We start from the raw sequence: 15,720 nt of genomic DNA on the forward strand, positions 1-15,720 counted from the left end.
CATAAATAAAGTGGGGAGTATATCGTTTTTTTAGGGATTTACGATTTTTTCCCAACGCTAACAAAGACATAGCGAAGATTGCACTATCCGCTGATAAAAAAACCGCGAATCAGGCTGGCGATTTTTTTATGATGTGTTTTATCGAGGTGAGGATGTTCAATTTTCAACATCGACAGCTGCAGTTCAATCCTCCTCGTCTAAGTTTTATCGCAGGATATTGGTCTAACCAAGTGTGTCGTGATTTTGCAACTTAGAGACAAGATCAGGGGTACTGTCATCGGTAAGTAACAAACATTCCGCAACATACATGCCTTCTGTGCGGGCTCTTTTGTAAGGCATTCTTCATACGAAGTAGCACTGAGTGCTTGCCTTGCACTGTTCATCTCACTCCAAGTATTTTCGGCGACAAAATAGTTCACTGAGCTTAGTGACAATCTAATACGCCGCAAAACGATAGCTTTATCTCTCAATGTATTTCAATACCAGGAGTAACAAGATGCTTCATGCAATTCCATTTCGTAAGCGCTACTTGAATCAGGCATTATCAGTTTCACTATTGTCTCTGAGTCTCCCATACCTTGCTTTCGGCCAAGAATCCGTGAACCTTGGCTCGGTGGGCTCACAAAGCGGCGCAGGTCAAATAGTTGAAGTTGCCGCCAAACGCGATTCAGTTGCGGCGGTTGCTCCTACCCAGGTAAATCTGACTACGACGGAACCACAATCAATTATTTCACGTGCTTATATCGAACAATCGGTAGCGCCAACAGGTAATTTCAACACGATTGCTGGTATTTCTCCTGGTGCGTCGACCCAACCGTCATCGAATGGACCAGGCGCAGCAGATACTAAAACTGTACTGCGTGGATTTCAGGATTCGCAATATAACGTGACTTGGGATGGTATCCCTTTCGGCGATACCAATGACCCGACACATCATTCGACCGCTTATTTTCCAGCGGCGGTCATCGGCGGTGTGGTTGTAGAACGCGGCACGGGCAATGCTAGTAATCTTGGGCAGGCAACATATGGGGGAAGTATAAATTTATATTCCAAAACACCCGCGGCCAAAGCGGCGACAGAAGTATATTTCTCGCACGGCAACTGGAACACAAATTTATACGGTATCGGCTTTGAGAGCGGAAAATTTGGTGAGAACGGCTCAACCTTACAATTGAATGTGCAACAAATCAAGAGCGATGGCTACCTCAGTTACAACACGATGGATGGCGCGAATTTCGTTGCAAAGTACCAGCAGAAACTCGGTAGCAATACGCGGCTCACTGTGTTTGCTACCTACAACGACATCAAGACTGCGTTACCAGACTCGACTTCCGGAGCGACTTTGGCTCAGGCTGCTTTATTCGGCAAGAACTACAGCCTTAACAATGACCCAACTAGCCAAGGTTATTATGGCTACAACACAGTTCATAAAAAAACGGATTTTGAATACCTCCGCCTGCAATCTGACTGGGGTAACGGCTTCCAAACAGATAACAATCTCTATAGCTATTTTTACGATAATCAAACTATCGCAGGATTTGATGCAAGCGGCTATTTAGGTCATGGCGTCATCGCTGCCGGCGCAGGCACTAATGCCAGTTCGTATAGCGGCGCTAAAGTGCCGGCAGGTGGAGTTTTAGGCTATGACAAGTTAAATCACTATCGCGTAACTGGCGATATTTTGAAAGCGACTAAAGAATTTTCTAATGGCCTGTTGCGTGCCGGTTTATGGTTAGAGCAGTCAGATACGATACGTCACCAGTATGGCCTGGACGTATCCACTATGACACTGCTGGATCCCACTTTGGCTGGTAAGGGTACGAAATTCAATCAAGATTCTAGCTGGAAACAATACCAACCTTTCGTCGAGTTCGAATGGGCTGTAACGGATAGCACCACAGTTACACCAGGATTCAAATATTCGCACTTTACGCGCAGTGTCGATGCAATTAAGAACCAAGGCTCCAACATCGCCGCTAATTTCTCTGAGACTTTTACGTCAAGCCTTCCCTTCCTCACAGTGAACCATATGTTAGATAAGGACGATGCGCTTTATCTTCAGTATGCTAAAGGTATGCAAGTACCGATTTTAGGGACTGCTTTGCAGGTTACTAATCCAGGTAATACACCAGACCCTCAAACGACTACAAACTACCAGTTTGGAGGCGTGCATAAATCGGACCGGTTCCATTTTGCGGCGGACGTTTACTACATCGATTTTAATAATCAAATTGGCTCCAGTGTCGTAGTCGGTCAGACCGTCTTTTTCAATCAGGGCGGCACAGTTTATAAAGGTTTTGAAACGGAAGGAACTTGGCTAGTTGATGGAGGGTGGGCGCTATATGCAAATTATTCATACAATAGTGCAAAATTTAAGAGCAACAACACTGCTGGCGTCGGCACAATCGCAAAAGCACCAAAAATGACGGCTGCTCTGGGCCTGCTATTTAATCAAGGACCTTGGAACGCTTCATTAATCTATAAACAAGTGGGCGATCAGTATGCGGTCAACAACGAACCAGCAGCCTATAAAATTGATGGGTATGGAAATACCGATCTGAACGCAGCCTATACCTTCGGCGATTTGGGATCGATGATCAAAAAGCTTAAAGTACAGTTCAGTATTTATAACATCACCAATAGCCAAAAAGTGACTGCTATATCTACTGGTGCAACAATGGCGTTAGATCAATATCAATGGCAAGCACCGCGAAGCTATATGGTGTCACTCAAAGGCTATTTTTAACTAGGGGTTGATCACGGGAGCAGTGGTAGTTGTGAAATCACACGCTGCTCCAAACCACCACCAGATCACAAAAAATAGTGTCAAGATGATCCGCTTGTTTGTAAATACCGTACATACCGAACGAGATTTTTTGCAAGTCGATAACATTTTCTCTTAGCGACACGCTGCAACAGCTTTTCAACGATCAGTATATGAAATTAATTCGAGTGATCAAAAGCGAGACAACTCTTGTCTCGCTTTTTTCATAATACGACATAGAAAAATCTATTATCCAGATGACTATTGCGTAGCAGCTTCACAAGTAGTTTTGCCATTTTTCAGCAAACAGATGGTCATCAACTTGCCGTCTTTATTCCAGGCTTGCATCTTCCAGCCCTGTGCTTCGCGCTCCATGGTCATAAAGCCGACATCGTTGGTGTTGCTAAAGTAATCCACCTCAGCCCCCATAAACGGTGTCGCCGTGGCAGGACGTAAATTAGGCATAGGAATATCCAGCGACGAGCCGCCATTACCTGTCACAAATTGCGTCGGGTGATCGGTGCTGAAGGTAATCGCCTCAAACAAATGCACATGACCTGATAAAACGGCTTGCACATTGTCAGGGAACAAACGAGCAAAATGAATGTTTTGCATCAGATCCTGCAGGGCGGCATTACCTGGTTTGAAATCCACCGGGCCACCTTTTTTCTTCTCCGGCGCAAACCCGAGTATAGGATGATGGTCGACAAAAATATTGAAGCTAGCTTGCTTGGACAGTTGCTCTACCTGATTGAACTGGTTCATATACAAGGCATACGCAGGGTCGGTTTTTGCCAAGACTTTATTCGGGACTTTGGCAGAATCAAAGACGATCAGCTGTGCGTCATCAGTCCCGATCTTACCCAGAGGGACGCCATACGGTGCGCTGTAATCGCCGCTTAAATCCTCTTGTGGCAAATTACAATCACGCCCCGCCAGCAAAGGACGCGGGTCCATCAAGCGCCACCAGCCCTGGCCTGCACGGACGCAACTCTCATGATTGCCACGGACGAATACCCAAGGTGCAACACGCAATAAAGGTGCGGCTGGCGCAAAAAAATCGGCATTCCAGGTATCCCAGCCATAACCCCAAGGACTGCCGGCGCAATCCGCATTGCCGTCGGGGCAGCGATTTTCCCGGTAGTGATAATCGCCGACATGGATGACTAAATCGGGTTTAAATGTCGCTGCGGTTTTAATCACATCATGGAATGCCCATTTGCTGACGTCATTACACGGTTGGTAATAATTATCCGTCTTCTTCATACGGCAACCGGTGTCACCGATTACGATAATTTTTTGCGGCGCGGCTTTAGGAAGTGGCAAATTTTGACCCGCAATACTGGCCGATTTGATTGCTGGGCTTAATGTCGCTTCACACGTCAGAATAGGAAAATCAGAAGGCTTAGAATCATCCGCACTACTGGCGGTTACACGTTGCATCACAGTGCCCGCAGCGGCACGCACCTGCATAATTTGTGGTGTGCCATCAATGATCATAGACGGGCAAACCGCGTCTTGCGTCACACTGCGCGCCACCGCTTGGCCGTTTTCACCCAACACTACCCACGAATACAGCACGCCACTTTTACCTGCTGCGGGCAATGAAGACTGGTCTGGTGCAGATGTACTTTTTACAGTACTACAGGCGCTCAGCACCGCAAGAAGTGATAAAACACTCAACCGCACCAGCGGTGAGCGAAATTGATATAACGACATACATAGCCCTCGACAAATGATTAATTTTGTGAAAACCAGTAGCTTATGCCGAGATTGTTTCTGGTAGATGAAATATTTGAAATACAGGGAATAATGATGGTTTAAGTGTTTGAAAATAGAAGTCCAATCATTCTGTGGCTTACAAGCCAAAAACAGGCTAGAAGCCGCAGAATGATTGGACATCCAAATTTAACTTTTCAAACTTAGTTTGAAATTCAGTTTGAAATTCAGTTTCAAATTCAAATCAACCAATTCTTGCAATACGGACGAAACGCAAACCTTATTCCATCAACCACACGAACGAGATATTGCTCCAGTTTTTGGCGACTAACTGAGCGGTCGCTACCGGTTTGAAATTGCATTCTTTTACCGCATTCAGTGACGCATTATCCAGACTGCGATGTCCGCTAGACTGGACTACTTTGGCATCGACCACCTTGCCTGCGGTATCGGTTAAAAACTGCAACTTGACCATGCCTTCTTCACTTTGGCTGAGTGATTTATCTGGATAAGCAGGCATTTCACAGTTCTTCGTATCGAAAGGACTTTTGATCTCTGCAGCGAATGTAGGAGCAGAAGCGACCGCCAGTAACAAGGCAGCAATGGCGTAGCAATGACGAGTAGTTGCAGACATAAAACCTCCGAAGAATGTGGTGAAACCAAATAAGAATCAAATAGATGCGCGACAACAAAAGTGGATTTTTTAAGGTTACATTTGCAGCAAAACCGCTCTTGGTGACTTCAATATACTGCAGTGCACAAATCTGTAAAAATTGATTATTCGTATAGGAGATATTCGCAAAAACCATATTAGTTGCCGCGCATCAACATGGTGCGATGGTATATAGCCAGGCTGGGGGATTTTTCTCAGATGGTGTGCAAATACTGGCTGTACCGCACTGTTGGCGTGCTTTTTATCCGAGTTGGTGCAAGACAAAAAGTGAAAGTCGCAGAGTAAATATTGTTGGACAGTGTGTGAATTACGCACAGCTTGCGTAAAGCTGGCGCGCTAACAAGTCGATATTAAGTCGCTACTAACTAGATATTAAGTAAATATAAGGAGTTTTTTGAGTGCCTTAATAAAATCAAATAACTACCAAACATAAATATACTCCCCTATTTTTTTGATAAAGCCCCCTTTATTGTCCAATCATTATATGGACAACTTAAATATACTTATAGGGAGTAATTTATTTTCACTCTATGAATCGACGTGATTGACTGGCTGTTCTCCGGGGTTTTCATCAGTGCAAAATCTGCTTCACAACAAAGAACGCTGTCCCTCTAGCGCCAACAACCACTGCTTATTTTGCAAACCGCCCGCATAACCCGTCAACGCGCCGGAACTGGCGATCACCCGGTGGCAAGGGACAATAATCGACACCGGGTTGCGACCATTGGCAGCGCCCACCGCACGCACTGCGCCCGGGTTGTTGAGCTGTTGAGCGATCTCGCCGTAGCTCATGGTGCTGCCATAAGGAATACTACGTAAGATTTGCCACACCGCTTTTTGAAACGCCGTCCCTAGCGAATCAGCTAACGGGATATCAAACATCTGGCGCTGTCCTGAAAAATACTCGTCCAGTTGCTGCGCTGCGAGTTGCAAGACCGGATGGCTGTCTTGCCTGATCCAGCCCTCACTGCCTTTAAAATGGCTATGCTGTTCAAAATACACGCCAGCTAAGCCTTGTTCGGTCGCGGCTAACAACATGGTCTTCAGTGGGCTATTAATTTGGGTATAAAACATGACGATTCTCGGATCACTATAAAATTATTTGAAAGCTTGCATTAATTACCTGAGTGGTAGCAACAGTAGAAGAGATCATGATTTTTCGATGGCTGCCAAGCGCATCAACCTGATCTGCGCAATCCGCTCTTATTTTCCATCTTTACTTTCCTTACTCAGTGATTGCCATAACAGCAGTGCGGCATACGCGCGCCAGGGTGACCAGGCGTTTGCGCGCTGGTGCAACTGCTTCTCGGTCAGCCGGACTTCCGGCAATACAGCCGCGGCTTTTTGCAGTGCTAAATCACCCGCAGGGAAAGCGTCGGGATAGCGCAAAGCACGCAAGGCAATGTATTGAGCGGTCCATTCGCCAATGCCAACCACCGTTTTTAACTGGGTAACGACTTCATCAAAATTAAGTCCCAGTTGCCGTTGCAAACCACCGTCAAGCGCGAATCGTGCGACGTTTTGGATAGTCGCGGCGCGGCTTTTTGGGACGCCAATCTGCGCGATGTCTTCCACCGATAATTGCGCCAGTCTGGCGGGGCTAGGGAAGTGAAAACCAATGGCCGCAAACGGCGTGCTGGTCACCTCACCAAACCGCTGCACCAGTCGGCCAGAGACGGTGGTCGCGCCGGCGACGCTGACTTGCTGCCCAAGTACGGCGCGGATCGCCAGCTCAAACACATCAAATGCACCCGGCACCCGCAAACCCGGGGTGCGGTCTATTTGTGCCGCCAGCAAGGGATCATTTGCCAGATGCGATTGAATCACCACGGGATTCGCTTCCAGATCACAAAGCTGGCGCACCTTGGCGATTAAGGGCATCAGCACCGTTGACAATGCGGGGGCAACTTTTAAAGCGAGTTGCTGCTTGTCTGGCACATGCGTAATTTGTAGCCAGCCAGTTTTACCTTCCAATTGCACAGTGCGAATATAGGAGTAGATGCCGTCGTGATCCAATACCGCCTCCAGCCCCGGCATGGCGCGCCCGCGTAAATAGGCCATCAACGCATCCCAGGCATAAGGCGGGCGATACGCCAGGCGCAAGACCAAACCCTCACTCTCTTCTGACGCCGTGCGACGTATCGATCCGGGCGCCATTTTGTAACGAGTAGCAAACAACGCATTAAAGCGCCGCACGCTGCCAAAGCCTGCGGCGTAAGCCACTTCTGCCATTGACAAGTGAGTTTCTTGCAGCAGTTTTTTAGCGAATAAAAGCCGCTGCGTCTGCGCCAGTTCAACCGGCGTCACCCCAAACTGCTGTAACAACACGCGGCGTAATTGGCGCGAAGACAAACCGACTTGCAGCGCCAACGCTTCTATCCCGGCATCATTCAAGGCACCGGCGGCAATTCGCTGCCATACGGCATAGGCCAGATTTTGTTGTAAAGCATAGGGCGCAAGCTCAGGACGACAGCGTAGACAAGGCCGGAAACCCGCTACCTCTGCCGCCGCAGCGCTATCAAAAAAATGACAAGAAGATGCGCGTGGTATTTTGACCCGGCAAACCGGACGACAATAAATGCCGGTCGTACTGATGCCAGCAAAAAATACGCCGTCAAAACGACTGTCCTTGGCGGACAAAGCACGATAAAAATACAGGTCGCGTTCGACAGTATCGTTAAACGTGGTAGAGAAATCGGATAAATTTATCGTGCTCATTGCCGTTTAGATTGTGATGACCAAGGTCGTGTTGGTATGGCGATTTTTTCGCTTCTGAAGCCATCTTTATACGGCATCCGCCTGACTATTTCTAGCCATTTTCGGACAGATAAGCAAACCCAGCTTGATTGACTGCCATGACAAAAGAAGCAATCACTCTCTGGCTGACTTAGTACGCGCTGATAGCTCGCATCAGAAATCATACAGAGTCCAAGTCGAACCCAAATCCACAAAGTTTGCGCTACACTCGGAGCGAGTATCGTCAACGCTCAAATCCTTTACCAACATCATCAATACAAAGGTCTGCTATGTTCTTGCCACAAGCCCGCCCTATCGTCCAGCAACTCGGTGCATCACAGATACGTGAAGTGGCTAATGCAGGCATAGGTATGACGGATGTTTTGCCTTTTTGGTTTGGCGAACCCGATCAGATGACGCCGCAATTTATCCGCGATGCGGCAAAACAGGCGCTGGATGCTGGCGATACTTTTTACACCCATAACTACGGTATTCCTGCATTGCGGCAAGCCATTGCAAGTTACCTGTCGCGCTTGCATCAGCCCATCAGCATGGAACGTATTGCCGTGACCTCATCTGGCGTATCGGCCTTAATGCTGGTGGCGCAGACCATCTTGAATCCCGGCGACAGAGTCGTCGCAGTCACACCGCTGTGGCCAAACTTAACCGAAATCCCCAAGATACTCGGTGCAAACATGGTCACTGTGCCTCTGCAATTTGGTCTGAGCTGGGAATTAGATTTGCCGTTGCTGCTAAATGCTTTAACGCCCGATACTAAAATGCTGATGCTTAACTCACCGAATAATCCGACCGGCTGGGTCATGCCACGTGATCAGCAAGAAATCGTCTTGGCACATTGTCGTCAACACGGCATCTGGATTTTGGCAGACGATGTGTATGAACGTCTGGTGTACAACGATAGCAGCAGCGTCAGTGGCAGCGTCAGCAACGATCCATCAGCATTAGCATGCGCGCCCTCGTTTTTGGATATCGCCAGCCCGGAAGATAGGGTAATTTCTACCAATAGTTTTTCAAAATCCTGGCTCATGACGGGCTGGCGTCTAGGCTGGATCGTCGCACCATTAAGCGTGATGGCAGACCTCGGCAAGCTGATCGAATTTAACACTTCCTGCGCCCCCGGCTTCATCCAAACCGCTGCCATCGCCGCACTGGAGCAAGGCGAGCCCATCGTACAGAACACACTGATACGTTATCAGGCCGCGCGCGATTTTCTGTATCAAAGTCTGAATGATTTACCCGGCATTACAACGCCCAAACCCAAAGGTGCGATGTATTTATTTTTCCGTTTTGACGGCGCAACCGACACACTCAGTTTATGCAAACGTCTGGTGAAAGAAGTAGGACTCGGGCTGGCACCGGGCAGTGCTTTTGGCAATGAAGGCGAAGGCTATGTGCGCTGGTGCTTTGCCAGCTCTTTAGACAAACTGGAGTTGGGTGTGCAACGTCTGCAAAGGTTTATGGAAAAAGACTGATGTCTTAGTTAGGACGGCATCGAATTTCAGACAATATTCGATATTCCTTTTTAAACACTAAACCAAAATCATATATATAAACCTGCTTCAAGTTCAGCACCTGCTCGGTTTTTGCCAGACATCGGCGACTTACTTTCCATTGCTTATTCTTTGTTGGATGCTTCATGGAGGCGCGTCTGGTGAGAGCTTAATTCACGCATGATCGTATCAGGTACTGCAATCTCCAGATTCGCGAGTGCGCGGATTTCGTCCGATGCGATACCCGTCAGTGCAGCATCGCGTAAAGATCTTGCCTCAGCATCTTTTCCCAGTCCCTCTAAGACAGTCGCACCTAATATCACGTCCCGCATAAAATTCATCAGCTCGGCGGCTAAGCGCGGCGCCACAGAGATCGGCGGGAACAGGGGTAACTGAGCCGCCAACTGATTCAATTCCTTTAATCGAGGTAATGGGTCCGCAAGGTAGCGAGTCGCCAGAACAAAGTCCTCAGCCTCCACTATGGCTGGCAAAGCAAAAGAAGCTTCGCGATGTGCGAATGTTGGCTGTAGCGACAAGAGTTGCTTAAATAGCTCATATGTTGCACGGGTATCATTGAGCGTTTCGTTCATATTCACGATGACTTGGAATCGTGAATGCGGCCAGGCGACTGCGCGAGTACCGAAGGTATCGTCGCCATTAAGCAGGTAGACCACCTCTTCGTCACGGGCGCTGACTAAGGCTTCATATGCTGGATAGTATTCTGCGCACAATTGACTCCATTCGAACATCGTGATGAAGTAGGACTCATCGGTGCCAGGAACGCTTTCCCTTATGCGGCCAAATACCCCTCTCAACAGTCGCAATGCGTCTTCGTAGAGTCCCTCGGACCTGGCCATAACTGCATCCTGCACAATAGATTCCATTGTTCCTACGCCTTCCTATTCAAAGTAAGTTAATGATATAGAGCATCTTACTCAACATGTTGGATAGTACGCTTCTGGCCACTAAGCATCGCTGCTTATTCCATTTTTGGCTCTCTCGTACTGCTGCAAAACTATTTGGCCGCAGTCTTCTACCAGTTGTTGTCAGGTCAACTCTGAGCTACTACATGTTAAGCATGCTCTGGTGCTATGATTTGCTGCCTTACTCAGGATTGATTCAAATCTATTTATTCAATTAAATGATTCACTAATTCGCCACTCAATTTGTCAGTCACTTCTGAATTCATTTTTCAACTACTTCGATAGAAAAGACCCTCATGTCCAAATCCCTGTTCATGTTGCTCTGCTCCAGCCTGGCGATCCATACCAGTATGGCAGCAGATACACCACCTGCAACGCCTGCAAAATCGTCATTACCGTCTGCACCAATGCCAGCACCTGCTACACCCGCTACATCTGTCATATCTGCTGAGAATAACTATGTCAGCAATCCATTTTTAGCGGCAAGTACCTTAGCCTATGGCTTACCCGCTTTCGACAAAATCAAAAATGAACACTATGCGCCGGCGTTTACCGAAGGCATGCGGCAACATACGGCAGAGATTAATGGTATTGCCGACAATTCCGCTAAACCGACGTTTGACAACACGATCGTTGCGATGGAGCGTGCCGGCCAGACTCTGAAGCGCGTATCCACCGTTTTCTTCAGCATGTCTGGTGCGAACACCAATCCGACGATTGAAGCTTTATCGCGTGAACTGGCTCCTAAGTTGGCGGCGCATCGTGATGCGATTACCTTAAATGCCAAATTATTCCAGCGCATCAATGAAGTGTACGAGCAGCGTGCTCAACTCGCCTTGGATCCTGAATCGCGTCGCTTGCTGGAACGCTATTACACCGATTTTGTACGTGCTGGCGCTAAGTTGTCAGATGCCGACAAAGTCAAACTCAAATCACTGAATGCTCAACTGGCAAGTCTGGGCACGACCTTTAGCCAAAACGTGTTGAAAGAAACCAATGCGTCCGCTGTACTGGTAGATACCAAAGCAGAACTCAAAGGTTTAAGCGATAACGAGATCGCCAGTGCTGCCAGTGCGGCAAAAGCACGTGGTCTGGAAGGCAAATATCTGATTCCGTTAATGAACACGACTGGTCAGCCCTATGAAGCCAATCTGGTGAATCGTGCTATCCGCAAACGCCTGTATGACGCCTCGATCGAGCGTGGCAATCATGGCGGTGAATTTGATAATCGTCAGGTGGCGATTGATCTGGCGAAGTTACGTGCTGAACGCGCGCAGTTGTTAGGTTACCCAAATCATGCCGCGTATCAGTTGGAAGATGAGACCGCTAAAACTACGGATGCCGTGAATAAAATGCTGGGTGAATTGTCACCAGCCGCAGTCGCGAATGCAAAGAAAGAAGCCGCAGAAATGCAAAAGCTGATCGATGCTAAAAAAGGCGGCTTCAAACTTGCCGCATGGGATTGGGCGTTTTATAGCGAACAAGTGCGCAAAGCAAAATACAGTTTTGATGACAGCCAATTGCGCCCTTATTTTGAGCTGAGTAATGTGCTGGAAAATGGCGTGTTTTTTGCAGCGACCAAACTCTATGGCATTACCTTTAAAGAACGCAAAGACCTGCCGGTGTACAACCCGACAGTGCGCGTGTTTGAAGTATTTGATGCGGATGGCAAACCGATGGCGCTGTTTTTATCCGACATGTACGCTCGTGACAACAAGCGTGGTGGTGCATGGATGAATGCGTATGTCGAGCAATCTGGTTTATTCGGAACGCTACCGGTCGTTGCCAATCATCTCAACATCCCGCAACCACCAGCAGGTCAGCCGACTTTGTTGACTTATGACGAAGTGCGCACGGCCTTCCATGAGTTCGGTCACGCTTTGCATGGCATGTTCTCCAACGTGCGTTATCCGCGCTTCTCAGGCACCAGCGTACCGCGGGATTTTGTCGAGTATCCATCCCAGGTGAATGAGATGTGGGCAGTCTGGCCAGAGGTTTTGAAAAACTATGCACACCACTACAAAACTGGGGAAGAAATGCCACCAGAGTTGTTGGCGAAATTGAGTGCTACCGCTAAGTTTAATCAAGGCTTTACCACTACAGAATACATCGCTGCATCCTTACTCGATCAACGCTGGCACCAACTGACGCCAGCCCAAGTACCGACTGATGCGCTCGCATTTGAGGCTGCTGCGCTGAAGCAAGCTGGCGTTGATTTTGCACCAGTACCGCCACGTTATCGCAGCACCTACTTCTCGCATATTTTTGCCGGTGGCTATTCAGCTGGTTATTACGCCTATCTTTGGAGTGAAGTGCTGGACGCTGATACAGTGGAATGGTTTAAAGAAAACGGCGGCCTGACGCGCAAAAACGGTGACTGGTTCCGTCAACAACTGCTGTCACGCGGTGGTAGTGTAGATGCTCTGGATTCTTTCCGTAGCTTCCGTGGAAGGGATGCCAAGATTGATCCTTTGCTGATCCGTCGTGGCTTGAAGGCTGAAGCTGGTAGTAAATAAAGCTTTATTGAGAACTTTACTGAGAGCTTAACTGCAAACTTAGCTGCTATTTAGCTACAAACTCAGCTACAGATTTTTTGTAGTTTGAGTTCCGGTTCTGATTCAAATTGAAGCAAAATGGGATTACTCATTTGTCGGGCAATCCCCGCTAGAATTAAACCTCGAGCACACACGAGCTGGAGCAACAAAAAAGGGAGCCAATGGCTCCCTTTTTTTATGTTCAAACCTACTTTAGATTGACTTAAAGTATCGCAACGAATACTAAATACTCCCACATAGTATTTTAAGAGTGTCCATAAGAAACCTAGACAATCGGGCTATTTAGCATAAAAACTAGGGGAGTATATGCCGCACTCGATATACAAAACAAATATCAAGCGAGCTACTTCTAGCTTATCTAGTGCTTAAATTTATCTTAGGCTTATCTTAGGCTTATTCTAATTTCCAAACAAAATCTACCTTAGTCCAAACCTGATCTGGCTTACCGTCTTTGGTACCTGGTTTGAATTTACATTGGCTCAGCGCGGACAAAGCAGCTTTATCCAAACTCTTGGAACCGCTAGACTTTTCTACTTTTGATTCACTGACTTTACCATCCACAGCGACCAAAAATCCCATTGATACGGTACCTGTTTCTTCATTCATCAAGGCAGCTTTTGGGTACTTTGGTGGATCGCAGGATTTGTTATCAATGGTTGGCGTTACATCTGCTGCAATAGCAGAACTGGCAACCGCTGCAAGTAGAACAGCGCTGGCGATGGCGGATAAACGTGCGTTCATAAACAGACTCTTCATTGTCAAAGTAAGATAAAAATTGTGCCACAAATAGTGTTAAACGTCTCTAACCAACAAGTTGCAAAGTTTGGCCAGATAAGAACTGATCAGCAAAACTATTAAAAGCTACGACCGCAACTACAGTCGCGGTCGCAGATTAGATTAGAACTCTTCCCACTCGTCCGCACTCGCTGGGCTGCTACGCTGCGCTGCGTTGCTGCTGGCGCTGGTTTTGCTGGCACTGCTGGTTGCTGCGCGCTTTGCCGTTGCTCTGGCAGAAGGTAAGGCTTTGACCATTGTTTTTGGTTTGGCTTTGATTGGTGAAACCTCAACCTTGCGAACTGGTGCTGGTACTTTAACAAAAGATTGTTCTAGCGCATTGAGTTTAAAGATGCTGACGACTTTTGCCAACTCTGCGGCTTGATCTTGCAGACTTTGCGCAGCAGCGGCGGCTTCTTCTACCAACGCAGCATTTTGTTGAGTCATGCTGTCCATCTCGATGATGGCGTGATTAACTTGCTCGATACCGACGCTTTGCTCTTGGCTGGCAGCACTGATTTCGGCAATGATGTCGGTTACGTGTTTCACGCTGGAGACGACTTCATCAATCGTGACACCCGCTTGCCCAACCAACTTACTACCGATTTCAACCTGCTCTACCGAGTTGCCAATCAGCGTTTTGATCTCTTTTGCAGCAGCAGCGCTGCGTTGTGCCAGGTTACGTACCTCTGCTGCAACGACCGCAAAGCCACGACCTTGTTCACCTGCACGTGCTGCTTCGACCGCTGCGTTCAAAGCCAAAATATTGGTCTGAAAAGCAATACCGTCGATGACGCTAATGATGTCAAAAATCTTTTTAGCGGAATCGCTGATTGATCCCATCGTATCAACCACTTGCGAAACTACAACACCGCCCTGACGTGCAACTTCCGATGCGGAGACCGCAAGTTGATTCGCCTCACGCGCATTATCTGCATTTTGCTTAACGGTGGTGGTCAACTCTTTCATTGACGAGGTCGTTTTTTCCAGAGAACTGGCTTGCTGTTCAGTGCGGGAAGACAAGTCCAGATTGCCGCTGGCGATTTCGCTGGAAGCGGTGGCAATCGTGTCGGTACCGGTACGGACCTGACCAACAATATTAACCAGGCTGTCACGCATGGTTTTCATTTCTGCGATCAGGCTGGTGGTGTCACTGCTATGGTTTTCAATCTCAACAGCCAAATCACCAGCGGCAATGCGGCTGGCGATATGTGCCGCATAATCAGGCTCACCACCCAATTGTTTGAGCAAACTGCGAGTGATCACAACACCGGCAAAAATCCCCGCCAGCAGTGCCAGTCCACCCAATGCAAGCATCAAGTTACGCGCAGCGGCAAAAGCAGACTGCGCATCTTGGGCGACTTGCACATTCAATTTATCTTCTAATACAACCAGCTCATCCAAAGCGTCTAACCACTTCTTCTGTACCGGACGAATTTTTTTGATCAGGGTAACGGTAGCTACCTCTGCATTGTTTGCCATACCCAACTCTTGGGCTTTAGCAGGCAATGCGGCAGAAGCATTTTCTTGCTCCTTGAGTTTAGCCAGCATGGCTTTCTCTTCTGGCGTGGTCGCAGACTCTGCAGCAAACATCGAAGCGAGCTTTGCTTCAGCCTCGGTATATTTTTTAGACTGTTCTGCGATTTTGGCAATTTCTGGCGCCATATCATCAGCATCGTTGAGCAAAGTCAGATTGCGCAATGAAACCATGCGGTCGTACACAATCGCGCGCATGTCGATAATCAGACGCGACTCGACACTATTAACGTTGACGATTTTTTCTAACCGGCTCTGGATTTGTGACATGCGGGTAATGCCGAGCGCGGTGATCGCAATCAGCAGGGCAAGCACTAATGCAAAACCCAGTCCCAAACGTTTACCAACCTTCATTTTTGTGAAGTTCATATTTCTGTCTGATTGAAGTAAGGAATTAAAAATCCACGTACTGGTTTATCAACTAACTTGCTTTTTTCATTGCATAGCCAATTATAAAAACGAGAAGTGGTCATACAGCTTTTAGTGCTAATGCGCGTTTTTAGTGCGTAGTACGTGATTAGTTTATGAA

General features: G+C 47.7%; 10 protein-coding genes. 3 read left to right on the forward strand and 7 right to left on the reverse strand.

Annotation, left to right across the window (positions count from 1 at the left end):
- Window positions 1-496: 496 nt before the first annotated feature.
- Complete coding sequence (locus tag AAKU64_RS00445; protein WP_354360815.1) at window positions 497-2,746, forward strand: TonB-dependent receptor; 2,250 nt, start codon at window positions 497-499, stop codon at window positions 2,744-2,746.
- 279 nt (window positions 2,747-3,025) lie between these two features.
- On the opposite strand, the gene AAKU64_RS00450 is transcribed toward AAKU64_RS00445, so the two are convergent.
- From AAKU64_RS00450 to AAKU64_RS00465, 4 genes are all read right to left on the reverse strand, one after another.
- Complete coding sequence (locus AAKU64_RS00450; protein WP_354329209.1) at window positions 3,026-4,483, reverse strand: metallophosphoesterase family protein; 1,458 nt, start codon at window positions 4,481-4,483, stop codon at window positions 3,026-3,028.
- A gap of 280 nt (window positions 4,484-4,763) precedes the next feature.
- Window positions 4,764-5,117: an energy transducer TonB gene (locus AAKU64_RS00455; RefSeq protein ID WP_354329211.1), complete on the reverse strand. Its 354-nt coding sequence runs from the start codon at window positions 5,115-5,117 to the stop codon at window positions 4,764-4,766.
- A gap of 627 nt (window positions 5,118-5,744) precedes the next feature.
- Window positions 5,745-6,230 (reverse strand): methylated-DNA--[protein]-cysteine S-methyltransferase, encoded by a 486-nt coding sequence (locus AAKU64_RS00460; RefSeq protein WP_354329213.1) that lies wholly within the window; start codon window positions 6,228-6,230, stop codon window positions 5,745-5,747.
- Window positions 6,231-6,359: 129 nt separating this feature from the next.
- A complete protein-coding gene (locus tag AAKU64_RS00465; protein WP_354360817.1) occupies window positions 6,360-7,874 on the reverse strand; it encodes an AlkA N-terminal domain-containing protein in 1,515 nt (504 codons plus the stop codon).
- 308 nt (window positions 7,875-8,182) lie between these two features.
- Between AAKU64_RS00465 and AAKU64_RS00470 the strand changes: the two genes are divergently transcribed.
- On the forward strand, window positions 8,183-9,385 hold the full coding sequence (locus AAKU64_RS00470) for a pyridoxal phosphate-dependent aminotransferase (protein WP_354360819.1): 1,203 nt from the start codon (window positions 8,183-8,185) through the stop codon (window positions 9,383-9,385).
- Window positions 9,386-9,528: 143 nt separating this feature from the next.
- Here the strand turns inward: AAKU64_RS00470 and AAKU64_RS00475 are convergent, their stop codons facing one another.
- Window positions 9,529-10,287: a hypothetical protein gene (locus AAKU64_RS00475; RefSeq protein ID WP_354329219.1), complete on the reverse strand. Its 759-nt coding sequence runs from the start codon at window positions 10,285-10,287 to the stop codon at window positions 9,529-9,531.
- Window positions 10,288-10,733: 446 nt separating this feature from the next.
- On the opposite strand from AAKU64_RS00475, the gene AAKU64_RS00480 reads away from it, so the two are divergent.
- Entirely contained in the window at window positions 10,734-12,842 is a 2,109-nt protein-coding gene (locus AAKU64_RS00480; RefSeq protein WP_354329358.1) for a M3 family metallopeptidase, read from the forward strand.
- Between the two features lie 432 nt (window positions 12,843-13,274).
- Here AAKU64_RS00480 and AAKU64_RS00485 read toward each other — a convergent pair whose 3' ends face one another.
- Window positions 13,275-13,622: an energy transducer TonB gene (locus tag AAKU64_RS00485; RefSeq protein WP_322120504.1), complete on the reverse strand. Its 348-nt coding sequence runs from the start codon at window positions 13,620-13,622 to the stop codon at window positions 13,275-13,277.
- A gap of 156 nt (window positions 13,623-13,778) precedes the next feature.
- Entirely contained in the window at window positions 13,779-15,560 is a 1,782-nt protein-coding gene (locus AAKU64_RS00490; protein WP_354329221.1) for a methyl-accepting chemotaxis protein, read from the reverse strand.
- Window positions 15,561-15,720 lie beyond the last annotated feature (160 nt).

The organism is Undibacterium sp. GrIS 1.8, from assembly GCF_040544445.1.
Taxonomy (GTDB): Bacteria; Pseudomonadota; Gammaproteobacteria; order Burkholderiales; family Burkholderiaceae_D; genus Undibacterium.